The organism is Candidatus Chloroploca sp. Khr17, assembly GCF_004138165.1.
In the GTDB taxonomy this organism is placed as follows: domain Bacteria; phylum Chloroflexota; class Chloroflexia; order Chloroflexales; family Chloroflexaceae; genus Chloroploca.
Genome location: NZ_RYFF01000002.1, coordinates 38,745 through 50,752, shown reverse-complemented (window position 1 = coordinate 50,752; position 12,008 = coordinate 38,745). Strand labels below are relative to the sequence as shown.

Here is a 12,008-nt window from a genome sequence, read left to right as displayed (position 1 = left end):
ATGGGTACCGCACTCCTCGTCATGCTGAGTGGGCTGATTCTGGGTGGCCTGTTGAATGTGCTGATTGTGCGCATTCCACGTGAAGGCAGGCTGCTCGGATGGCCGCGCTGTATACGCACGGGCGACGCCCTGGTCTGGTGGCAACTCATCCCGGTTGTGGGTTGGTTGGTTCAGCGTGGTCGCGCACGCAACGGGCAACCACTGCACTGGATCTACCCGTTTGTTGAGGTCGTCTGTGGCCTCACGCTCTTGCGACTCTATCAACTCTACGGGTTGGGGCCGACGTTCTATTATCTGACCTTTGTATGCGCCGTACTAGTTATCACCGGGGCAATTGACTGGCTCTATCGGTATATTTATACTGCGGTGATTTTTGGCGGGGTCATTGGCGCATTTCTTTTCAGCCTGGTGACAGGCATAATCGATTGGCGTCTGATGATTCTCGGTGCGCTGACCGGCGGCTTCGTCTTCCTCCTCTTCTATCTCCTTGCCCGGATGCTCTTTCCTTCGGCAGGCGTGCCCTTTGGCCTTGGTGATGTCTATCTGGCCATCTTTATTGGCACCGCCGTCGGCTTCTTGCACCTTGGTGCAGCCCTGTTTGCGGGGATGATCCTGGCGGGCATCGTCTCGGCAGGCATTCTCATTGTGCGGGCGACCGGACGCCCAACGCCAACCTACATAGCCTATGGGAGTTATCTTTGTCTAGGGGTGATCCTCTTTATTGCCTCCGGCGGGATAGGTGTGTAAATGCTTGCGTTGAAAAAAGCCAGCGTAGCTGGCTTTTTTCAACGCAAGCACAAGCGTTAGGAGGATGGTGAGGAGTCAGCTTCTTCTTCTTCGGGTGGTTTGCGACCGAGGAGTTCGGCGAGATTAGCTGCAGTCAGTTTGAGGGCGATCTGGCCGTCACTGAGAATGCGGTCGAAGATGGTTGGATCGCGCTCTTCGGTCGGTAAGGCGGTGACAAAGTGGTTGAAGATTTCGCTCCGTTCCTTGATCAGGTCGGCCCAGGCAGCATCGGGGAGCGTCCGGCGGAGGTCGGCCAGGTGCAGTTCAGCAAAGGCCACCAGCGTTTCAGCTGTGTCGTCGGTGAGTTGCGCCGCAGCACCTGCTAGGTAATAGTTGGGCGCTTCGGCCCCAACGGGGGTTTCCACGGGCACCAGGTGGCCGACGAGAACTTCACCACTCTCCAGGCGGCGCGAGGCTTTGTGATCAGCGAGTTCGTAAGTCGCGTCGCTCAACAGGTCGCGGGCAATGACGCCCTTGCCCTTCTTGATCATTTCGATAAGATACGGACGTAAGCGGACGGTTGCCCATGTCTGCAAGAGACGGCGCTCGTAGAGGTCAAGCTCAAACGCTTCATCGGCTGCGAGTTGTTCAACCAGGGTACGGCCATCTTCCTGGCGCAGATCAAAGGCAAACCAGGTCAGAAAGCGCTCGGCACCTCGATCTTCCAGCGTATCGAGCTCATCGAGTTGCCCGACCTGATATTTGCCCTGCCAGAAACGCTCAAGCGCCGGAAGAAACTGCATCGGCAACGCCTGCGCCGCCTCGATAATGCGTGGCAAGAGGGTATCCTGCGCCTGATGCAAACGCATCTGCTCGGTCCGTTCGGCCTGTTCTAGCGGTAGGTGACAATCTTTATACTTCTTGCCACTGCCACAGTGACACGGATCATTGCGACCAAGTTTGGAGGCTTTGCGCTTTGGTTGGTTGCTCATACCATCTCCTTATTGCGCTGGTACCAACCAGCTATGCTGGTTGGTACCAGCCAAAGAAAGAAACTCGAGGGCTGTCGCCCGCTCACGGAGCAATACGTTATGTCTATTTCACTCATTTGTACCGTACGTGACGAAGCAGAAACGATCGGGGCCTTGATCGACTCGATGCTGGCGCAACACCGTCTTCCCGATGAAATTGTGATCAATGATTGCCTCAGTCGTGACCCAACGCCAGAGATTGTCCGTGCCTATGCGGCCCGCGAGCCACGCATTCGCATGGTGGCAGGTGGAAATTCGATTTCATCAGGACGCAATCATGCCATTCGTGCCGCCAGCGGCACCATCATTGCCTGCACTGACGCCGGCCTGCGCCTCGATCCTGGCTGGCTTGAGGCGATTGTAGCACCAATCGAGCGCGATGAAGCAGACCTTGTCGGCGGATTCTTTCAGGCCGATCCGCAATCGCTCTTTGAGTTGACCCTGGGAGCCGTCAATTATCGTGATCTGGACGAAATCGATCCAACCCATTTTATGCCCTTTGGCAAATCAATGGCCTTTCGACGGAGCCTGTGGGAGCACGTCGGCGGCTTTCCCGAATGGCTGAGTCACTGCGAAGACCTGGTCTTTGCCCGGGCCGCCGAGCAGGCAGGGTTCAGGCGCACCTTTGCACCTTCGGCGCTGGTCTATTTTCGCCCACGCAGTTCGCTGAGCGCCTTTGCCCGCCAATACTACTTCTATGCGCGCGGCGACGGCATAGCGGGTCTCTGGCCCAAACGCCACGCGATCCGCTACCTGGTCTATAGCAGCACCGCCCTGATGCTCACGGCGGCCCGCTACGTACCCAGGCTCTGCGGGCCGAGCGCAGCACTGGTGGCCCTGGGGCTTGGTGCGTACACGTATCGTCCGTACCGGCGGCTGCTCAAGCGCCTGAAGGGGCGACCAGGGCTTGAGCAGGGGACTGCGCTGGCCCTGGTGCCACTGATACGGGTGGTTGGCGACATCGCCAAAATGGTGGGCTACCCGGTGGGGCGGCTGAAGAAGCGAAGGCTCAAACGCTAGTGCGATTGGAGATAGCGGTCATCAGACCTCGCAGGTCTTGCAGACCTGTGAGGTCTGCATAGTACGAGGGGGAATAAACGTAGGCTTCCCCCGTTTTTCGTCAGGTAAACAGGAGGCTTTCGACCTCTACATCGCTGCGCCAACCAACTACACTGGTCTTAGAACTCACACGCAGGAATGCCGAAGAGGAGGCCAGGAATGAACGCGCAGCTGATACCAACCACAAACCCAACGTATAGCCCGCCTTCAACCGTGGCAGATAACCCACGGCAGATGGATCTGACGAGTCTCGCCCGTCGCGCCCAGACGGAAGGGCGTCGTTTTTACAACCACGAAGAGTATGATGCACGCTTTGCCTATGAACTCTTCCGGCGCGCCCTGGTCGAGCGTGATGAACTGGCATGGACGTTTCTTTTTGAACATTATGCCCCCCTGGTCGAGCACTGGGTGCGTCGTACAGGAGCCTTCACGGTCAGTGGCGAGACGAGTGATTTTTTTGTCAGCGAAGCTTTTACCCGTTTCTGGCGGGCTATTCCAGCCGCGCGCTTTGAGGCCTTTCCGAATCTTGCGGCGCTGCTCAACTATCTCCGCCGGTGTGCCTCGTGTGTGGTGATTGATGCAGCACGGAGCCAGGCCTATGCCGATTTGCTGCCCGAAGAAGCGGTGAACTGGAACGATCAGCGCATGGCGCACGCCGATGAAGAGGCCACCGAACGCGTAGGGCGAGAAGAATTCTGGCAACTAATCGAGGCTCAACTCACCAGTGAAACCGAGCGCCTGGTCGTGCGTTGTTCGTACCAACTCGGGATGAAACCGGGCGACATCTACGAACGCTGGCAAAACCTCTTCAGCGATGTTCACGAGATCTACGCAATCAAGCGGATCGTCCTGAACCGCCTGCGACGGCACGCGATGCTGCGTGAACTCTACTAGCAAGGATCGCCCACATCCATGCACAAACGGCGAGCTTTGCTCGCCGTTTGTGCATGGATCCGGATCGCTAACAACCGACATCATCAAGAAACGCGTTGATGATCGGCTCCTGGGCGGCAGCATCAAGCAAAAAGGCATCGTGGCCGGCAATCCCGGGGAGGTCAACGTGTTCGACGAAACGGCCACGGCGGGTGAGGGCATCGGCAATCGCCTGTGACTCAGCGCTCGGATAGAGCCAGTCACTGCTGAACGAGATGAGCAGCGTGCTGCCAGTTACCCGATTGAAGGCGACATCGAGGTTGCCATAGCGTCCCGGCAAGTCCCAGTAATCCATCGCTTTGGTGATATAGAGGTATGAATTGGCATCAAAACGTTGATTAAAGGCTTCGCCCTGATAATCGAGATAGCTTTCGACAGCAAATTCGCGTTCGAGACTAAAAGCAAGATCATCATTATGCTGCAGGCGTCGCCCAAACTTCTGCTCAAGCGCGGGTTCACTCAGATAGGTGACATGGCCGAGCATACGGGCAAGGGCGAGACCATCCACGGGAGGCTCGTAGCCATAATAGTCGCCATTGCGCCAGCGCGGATCGCTCATAATAGACCGGCGGGCAATGCTATTCCAGGCGATGGTCTGGGTACCTGAGCGCGCAGCGGTGGCAATCAAGATCGCGCTACGAACGCGCTCAGGGTTACTCGTCATCCACTCGAGCGCCTGAAACCCACCCATCGAGCCACCGGCGACGGCCATCAACTGATCGATGCCGAGCGCATCGATCAGGCGGGCCTGGGCGCGAACCATATCGCCAATCGTGATCACAGGAAACCTGGTCGCATAGGGACGCCCGGTACGCGGATCACGGCTGGAAGGGCCAGTCGAACCCATGCACCCACCAATGACATTCGAGCAAATAATATAGTAACGATCAGTATCAAAGGGGCGTCCCGGGCCGACCATCATGTCCCACCAACCCGGCTTGCGTTCAGCAGAGCCATGAAAACCAGCGGCATGCGCATCGCCCGAAAGGGCATGGAGCAAGAGAATTGCATTGCTGCGCTCAGCATTGAGCTGTCCATAGGTCTCATAGGCAAGCGTTACAGGCCCAAGCATCTTGCCACTCTCAAGCGTGAGCGGCTCAGTCCAGGTAAAATATTGCCGTTGGACAAGACCAACACCATCAAAGACACGCTCAGTTGCCACAGCAGTCATAGAGACACCTCAAGGATACTGGCTTACACTACTTGCTTGGCGGGGGAACCAGTGGCCCTTCGGTCGCCACTGGTTCCCCCAATCACACCTACACCTTGGCGAGCGCCTGGTCGAGATCGGCGAGGATATCATCCAGGGTCTCGATGCCGATCGAAAGACGAAGATAGTCATCCGTGACGCCGGTCAGTTGTTGCTCTTCAGCGGTAAGTTGGCTATGGGTGGTACTGGCGGGATGAATGGCGAGGCTACGGGCATCACCGATATTCGCCAGATGCGAGAAGAGGCGCAGGTTATTGATAAAAGTCCGACCTGCCTCACGCCCGCCTTTGATGCCAAAGCCAAGAATGCCACTCTGGCCTTTCGGCAGATACTTGCGGGTCAGTTCATAGCTCGGATGAGTGGGCAGACCAGGGTAATTGACCCAGGCAACCTTCTGGTGCTCACTGAGCCAGCGAGCGACACCGAGCGCATTCTGGCTATGGCGTTCCATACGGAGGGGCAGCGTCTCGAGGCCCTGGAGCAAGAGGAAGGAATTGAAGGGACTGATCGCCGCACCGAGGTCGCGCAGACCCTGGACACGGGCCTTGATAATATAGGCGAGATTGCCGAGAGCCTGAGTATACACAAGCCCGTGGTAGCTAGGATCGGGTTCGGTAAACTCGGGGTAGCGCCCATTGGCCCAATCGAACTTGCCGCTATCAACGATCACCCCGCCGATGCTGGTGCCGTGGCCGCCAATAAACTTGGTTGCCGAATGGATCACAATATCGGCCCCATGTTGGATCGGCTTCCAGAGATAAGGGGTTACAGTAGTCGCATCAACAATCACCGCAACGCCGGACTCGTGGGCAATAGCGGCAATGCGCTCGAGATCGAGCACATCGAGCTTTGGATTGCCGACGAGTTCGAGGAAGAAGGCTTTGGTACGCCCATCAATCGCCCGACGAAAACCCTCATAATCACGGCCATCAACAAAACGGGTTGTAATGCCGAGTTTGGGCAAAGTATGGCGGAAGAGATTATAGGTACCACCATAAAGATCGGTTGACGCAACGAGATTATCACCAGTCCCGGCGAGATTGAGGATCGCGAGGGTTTCAGCAGCCTGACCGGAAGCAAGGGCAAGGGCACCGACGCCACCCTCGAGGAGCGCGAGCCGCTTCTCGAAGACATCGGTCGTTGGGTTCATAATCCGGGTATAGATATTACCAAACTCTTGCAGACCAAAGAGGCGAGCAGCGTGATCGGTATCCTGGAACTGATACGATGTCGTCTGATAAATCGGCACTGCGCGTGCGCCCGTTGTCGGATCAGGAACCTGCCCGCCATGCAAAGCCAGCGTCTCAAAACCGGTAAACTGCTGATCATCGGCCATAGGATCCCCCCTTATAGCATAGATTGCGAACAAAACAACACACAAAAAAACCCTCATCGGTATTCGATGAGGGCAGACACTCGCGATTCAGGTAGAAGATCGGCGCAGCGTGCCGCTCATCTTCCAGATGTTTTCTGTCGGAATTGGCACCGAGCCTGGGCAAAACGCTTTGCAGATCATACGCTACCTGCTCTATGCAAGCGAGCGTCTACAAAGCATCAGACTTCCAGGTGGTTGCCGCGGTTTCATAGGGCCGTTCCCTCCACCGCTCTGGATGAGCCGCGCGTCTAGTTGTTCGTGTGCTGGGTTCAAATATAACAGTTTGACGCGAGATTGTCAAGAGGGAATTTTTTGGGGTAGCGTGGTGGTCGAGCGAGCGCCACGCTACCCCAAACAGAGCAAAGGGACTACGCGCCTAAATAAAGGCACTCATACCGGTAATAGCCCGACCAACGATGAGGGTATTCATTTCGTGGGTACCCTCGTAGGAATAGAGCGCCTCGGCGTCGGCGAAATAGCGGGCGACATCGTGTTCAAGCAGAATGCCATTGCCACCGAGCAGGCCCCGACCAGTGGCGACCACTTCGCGCATCTTTTCGCCACAAAAGGCCTTGGCGAGCGAGGCCCGTTCGTGGCTGAGCTTGCCATCGCGGGCGGCGAGCTGACTGAGGCGCAGACAGAGCGCCTGCATCGCGGTAAGGTTGCCGAGCATTGACACGAGACCGCTCTGCACGAGTTGGAACCCGGTGATCGGGCGACCAAACTGAATGCGCTCATTGGCATAGGCGAGGGTATGTTCATACGCACCCATCGCCGTGCCAGTCATTGCCCAAGCGACAATAGCGCGAGCCATCGCCAACTGGCGGGCGACATCGCGGAACGCAGTGACCCCGGGGAGCCGGTTGGCCTCGGGAACGCGCACATTCTGGAGCTGAATATTCGCATTCTGCACCACGCGCAGGGCAATTTTGCCTTCAAGCTTCTCGACATGGTAGCCGGGCATGCCACGTTCGACCACAAAGCCCTTGACCTGATTATCAGCCACATCACGGGCAAAGACCACATTCAGATCAGCAATTGGCGCATTGCCGCACCACTTTTTGGCACCATTGATAATCCAGACATCATCTTCACGGCGGGCCGTCGTCAACAGGCCAGCAGCCGTCGCCGAGCCAACCTCGGGCTCGGTGAGCGACCAAGTACCAATCTTTTCAAAGCGTTCCATCGCGGGCAGCCAGCGCTGTTTTTGCTCATCCGAGCCAAACATGAAGATCGAGCCCATCGAGAGGCCCCAATGGACACCCCAGAAGGTGTACATCGAAGGATCGACCCGTGCGAGTTCCATTGCAGCAATGCCTGTCAAGACAGGGCCAAGGGCATCAAGCGAATAGGGGCGTGAGCCAAACGTACTCTGGATCATCGCGGCAAACGAAGGCACGAGTTCGTGTGGAAAGTCACCACGTTCCCAATAGGAAGCAATCACCGGGCGAACGCGCTCCTCCATATACGTACGGATTGCCAACTGGATCGCACGTTCTTCATCGGACAACACATCAAGAATATCGTAGAAGTCACCATTGACCGACGGCAGATGTTTTGGACGACGTTTGCTCGTAATGCTCTTGAGCAGCAGGCCGATCTCCTGCGGACTGACTCCACCAGGGAATTTCACCTGTTGAAACAGACGAGAGAGACCAGCAAAGGGTAGCGTGACGGGAGCCATAGATCTCCTCCGATAGATAGCGTGCCGCCGGCGACAACACTGTCGTCGGTCGACGGATCATCGTCGCTCTGCCATAAACTTGGGAGGCGCCGATCACGCATCGATAAACATTTAACGCAATGCGTTATACATGTTATAGCACATCGGCACAAGACATGTCAATGAGAGGAATTATATGGCTTGGGCTAACGCCCGGCAAATCTTGCTTGGGCTGGCGGAAACGGCGAGCGAAGCTAGTCGTTTTCGCCAGTCCAAGCAAGAATCTTGGGAGGGCTGACACCTCCAGCGAGCACCCAACGTTATGTCATCGCTTGACAAGCGAACTTGATGCGGGTTATACTCCGCACACACGCAGAGTCTCTCACATAATAATGCAGAAGCCTCCCCAAGCATAGATCTTTCTCATCGGGTCTGATCGATTCGCGCTCAGACCGGCCCAACTAGTTATCGCAGTGACGCGGTCGTAGGAATTTGACAAGGAGGTAGTGTAGATGAGAAGCTTTCGTTCGCCACGTGAGTTGATGGTAGTCGTTTTGATGATGGTTATGGCCCTAGTTCTGGCCGCATGTGGCGCAGCACCAGCGGCAACGCCAACTGAGGCACCGGCTCCAGCAGCAACAGATGCTCCCGTAGCAGCAGCAACCGAAGCCCCCGCAGCAGCAACCGAAGCCCCCGCAGCAGCAACCGAAGCCCCCGCAGCAGCAACCGAAGCCCCCGCAGCAGAGCAGTTGCGGCTTTCGTTTGGTGGTGGGCCAGTCGGTGGTGTCTTCCAGGTATATGCAGATACGCTGGCGATCATTGTAGCCGATGCCGATCCTAATCTAGAGATCACGGCAGAGGGTACAGGTGGTTCGGCTGAGAATTTGCGTAGCACCAATTCGGGTGACTTCCAGTTTGGCATCGTCTATGCAGGCGACGTGGCGCTGGGTGCTGCCGGTGAACTGCCCCAGGATCCGACCCAGTATACCAATGTGCTGGCGGTGGCCCCGCTGTATGGTGGTGTGATCCACCTGGTCGTCTCTGAAGCCAGTGGCATTCAGAGTGTGGCTGATCTGCCGGGCAAGCGCATTGCGCTGGGCAACGCTGGCTCGGGTGCGGCGCTTTCCGCCGAGCGCTACTTTACCCAGATGGGGCTGATTGATCAGATCCAGGTTGAATACCTCGGCTATTCGCAGGCTGCTTCGGCGATGGGCGATGGTCAGCTTGATGGTTTCTGGATCCTGGCCGGCTTCCCCAATGCTTCAGTAACTGAGGCAACCACGGTCACCGACATTCGCCTGATTGATGTCTACAATCCTGGCGTTGAGGGCGGCTTCTTTGAGGCCTACCCCTTCTACTCGGCGCGCAATCTGCTTGGCGGGGCGTACAGTGGGGTTGATGAGGATGTGCCGAGCTTCCAGGATACAGCCCTCTGGGTAGCTAATGTCGATGTCCCCGAAGACGTGGTCTACAATGCACTCAAGACGGTGTTCGGTGATGAAGGGATGAGCCGCCTGCGGGCCGCCCACCCATCGGCCAGTGAGGTCGCCCTCGAAAATGGCATTACCGGCATCGGGAGTCGGTTGCATCCCGGAGCAGTACGCTTCTGGGAAGAGCAGGGCGTTACCATTCCGGATGAGTTGAAGTAACAGGTATCTTTGCTTAAACGCAGCAATGGTGTTATCCACGAAATCGTTGTGGATAGCACCATTGCGCAATCTAACGGCCAACTCGATGAGGAGGAGTGATGGCAGGACAGTCCGCCCCCGAACCGGAAAAGAAAAAACCCGAAGAAGACCCACAGGCAATTCTGGCTGCCTTGAGCACTCCGGGTGCTGAGGATGCGATTCAAGACGAAAAGCTACGTGCAATTGTCGAGAAAGAGGAGCCAGCTACCCGTCAACTCAATCGCTTCTGGGCAATGGTTGTTTCGGTCATCTCGGTTGGAATGGCTGGTTTTTATATTTATACTGCGGGAACGCTACCGGCCCCGGTACAGTGGCAGCGCGGCTTGTATGTGATGTTAACCTACATCTTGATTCTGCTACTCTATCCGGCCATTCCCCGCAAAAGCAAAGTACGTCCATGGATGGAGAACATCCTTGAGCGACTGCCAGGTTGGCTGCGGATGGTGCTTGCGCCACCTTCGGGGCCAAGCTTGATTGATCTCATCTTGATGGCCTTGACTGTTGGTGTCGTTGGCTATTACATTCTCAATTTCAAGGATCTTCAATTTCGGGCAGGGGCTTACAACTATAACGACTATATTGTTGGCTCAATCGGGTTGCTGATTTCGCTTGAGATTGCCCGCCGTGTGCTTGGCTGGTCAATGACTATTATCGGTGGTATGTTCATTCTCTATCTGCGCTTTGGCAGTGTGCTCTATGATGTCCCCATTTTAAGCACCTTTGCGCACCGCGGACGCTCAGCCGAACGCGCGGCAACCACGCTCTTCTTTGACCAGGAAGGCGTCTTTGGCATCATGGCCAACGTGCTCGTCTCGTACGTTATCCTCTTCATCTTCTTTGGGGCCTTCCTTCGCAAATCAGGCGCAAGCCGCTTTTTTATTGATCTTCCTCTTGCCCTGGCAGGACGATCAACGGGGGGGCCAGCCAAGGTCGCGGTCATTTCATCAGCGCTTTTTGGTTCAATTTCAGGCAGTGCGATTGCCAATACCGTCAGTACCGGCGCTTTCACGATTCCGTTGATGAAGCGCTCTGGCTTTCGCCCACACGTTGCAGGGGCCATTGAACCCTCGGCCTCGATCGGTGGTGCCTTTATGCCCCCGGTCATGGGTGCTGGTGCATTTTTGATGGCCGAATTGACCGCAGTTCCCTATCCAACCATTGTGGTGATTTCGATCTTTCCCGCGATCCTCTACTTTCTCTCGGTGCTAACAATGGTTCACTTTGAGGCAAAGAAACACAACCTGCGCGGGATTGAGACCGGTGTGAAGGCTATCGACATCATTCGTAAAGAGTGGTATATGTCGGTGCCACTGCTGGTGCTTGTGGCGTTGATGATGACCGGCTTTTCCGCTGGTTACTCAGCCTTCTGGTCAATCCTGTCGTGTGTCATCCTGATGTATACGATGCCTGATAATGCTGCCGATTTCAAGAATCCGCTCGTGCTGGGCGGCAGCAAACTGCAAGCCTTTGGGCGCAGTACCTTGCGCGTAGGGCGCAGTGTGATTGAGGCAATGGAAGAGGGTGTACGCGATACACTGGTGATTGGAGCAACGGTGGGCGTGATCGGAATGATCGTTGGCACCATCTATGCAACCGGCATTGGCGGGCGTTTTGCCAAGATTCTGACCGACTTGGCGGGTGGCAATGTTGTGCTAGCAATCATATTAATTGGCCTGGCCTCACTCGTGCTTGGCATGGGTGTCCCGGTGACAGCAGCCTACCTGATCACCGCAGTAATCATGGTGCCCGCCCTCACCGAACTCGGGGTAGCTTTGATCGCGGCGCATATGATTGTCTACTGGTTCAGCCAGGATAGCAACATTACGCCCCCGGTCTGTGTGGCTGCTTATGCCGGGGCCGCCATTGCCGGGGCTGACCCCTGGAAGACAGGATGGACGGCCTTTAAGTTTGCGAAGTTGCTCTATGTGATGCCGTTCCTCTTTGCCTTCAGCCCGGCAATTTTGCTGATTGGGCATACCGGTCAGCCGCTACAAGAAGTCATGTGGGGTGAGGTGGGCCTCGCTTTCTTCTCAGGCTTTATTGGCACGATTGCGTTCTCGGCGGTTTCGATGTTCTATTTGGTACGGCAAACAACGTGGTGGGAGTGGATCATCGCCGCCTTTGGGGCTTTCCTCTGCTTCTGGCCGAGTCTAGGCACTGATCTGCTGGGTATCGCGATCTTTAGTGGGGTCTGGATCTGGCAGTACTATGATGTGAAACGACGTGGCAAGCCCGTTGCGCCAGCCCAACCGGCAACCTGAGATCAATTGTTGTCCGCACGAAAAAGCCAGCATCGCGATGCTGGCTTTTTCGTGCGGACAAC

General features: G+C 56.3%; 9 protein-coding genes and 1 riboswitch. Of the genes, 5 read left to right on the top strand and 4 right to left on the bottom strand.

Annotation, left to right across the window (positions count from 1 at the left end; all coding sequences use genetic code 11):
* The gene (locus EKD05_RS01640) at positions 1–747 is read left to right on the top strand and encodes an A24 family peptidase (RefSeq protein ID WP_129670574.1); all 747 of its coding nucleotides are present in this window, start codon (positions 1–3) and stop codon (positions 745–747) included.
* A gap of 56 nt (positions 748–803) precedes the next feature.
* On the opposite strand, the gene EKD05_RS01635 is transcribed toward EKD05_RS01640, so the two are convergent.
* Positions 804–1,718: a YecA family protein gene (locus EKD05_RS01635; RefSeq protein WP_129670573.1), complete on the bottom strand. Its 915-nt coding sequence runs from the start codon at positions 1,716–1,718 to the stop codon at positions 804–806.
* A 99-nt stretch (positions 1,719–1,817) separates the two neighbouring features.
* Between EKD05_RS01635 and EKD05_RS01630 the strand changes: the two genes are divergently transcribed.
* Together EKD05_RS01630 and EKD05_RS01625 are read left to right on the top strand one after the other, a co-directional pair.
* A complete protein-coding gene (locus EKD05_RS01630) occupies positions 1,818–2,777 on the top strand; it encodes a glycosyltransferase (protein WP_129670572.1) in 960 nt (319 codons plus the stop codon).
* A gap of 198 nt (positions 2,778–2,975) precedes the next feature.
* A complete protein-coding gene (locus tag EKD05_RS01625) occupies positions 2,976–3,710 on the top strand; it encodes an RNA polymerase sigma factor (RefSeq protein ID WP_129670571.1) in 735 nt (244 codons plus the stop codon).
* Positions 3,711–3,777: 67 nt separating this feature from the next.
* On the opposite strand, the gene EKD05_RS01620 is transcribed toward EKD05_RS01625, so the two are convergent.
* From EKD05_RS01620 to EKD05_RS01610, 3 genes are all read right to left on the bottom strand, one after another.
* Positions 3,778–4,920 (bottom strand): homoserine O-acetyltransferase, encoded by a 1,143-nt coding sequence (locus EKD05_RS01620; RefSeq protein ID WP_129670570.1) that lies wholly within the window; start codon positions 4,918–4,920, stop codon positions 3,778–3,780.
* Between the two features lie 88 nt (positions 4,921–5,008).
* Positions 5,009–6,295, bottom strand: coding sequence for a homocysteine synthase (locus tag EKD05_RS01615; RefSeq protein WP_129670569.1), 1,287 nt, complete (start codon positions 6,293–6,295; stop codon positions 5,009–5,011).
* Positions 6,296–6,408: 113 nt separating this feature from the next.
* Positions 6,409–6,576: riboswitch (SAM riboswitch) on the bottom strand.
* Positions 6,577–6,710: 134 nt separating this feature from the next.
* Positions 6,711–8,018 carry an acyl-CoA dehydrogenase family protein gene (locus tag EKD05_RS01610; RefSeq protein ID WP_129670568.1) on the bottom strand — a complete coding sequence of 436 codons (1,308 nt, stop codon included), beginning with the start codon at positions 8,016–8,018 and terminating at the stop codon, positions 6,711–6,713.
* Positions 8,019–8,509: 491 nt separating this feature from the next.
* Here EKD05_RS01610 and EKD05_RS01605 point away from each other — a divergent pair, with 491 nt between their 5' ends.
* On the top strand, positions 8,510–9,646 hold the full coding sequence (locus tag EKD05_RS01605) for a TAXI family TRAP transporter solute-binding subunit (RefSeq protein ID WP_240695577.1): 1,137 nt from the start codon (positions 8,510–8,512) through the stop codon (positions 9,644–9,646).
* A gap of 98 nt (positions 9,647–9,744) precedes the next feature.
* On the top strand, positions 9,745–11,946 hold the full coding sequence (locus EKD05_RS01600; protein WP_129670567.1) for a TRAP transporter fused permease subunit: 2,202 nt from the start codon (positions 9,745–9,747) through the stop codon (positions 11,944–11,946).
* The last annotated feature ends 62 nt before the right edge of the window (positions 11,947–12,008 follow it).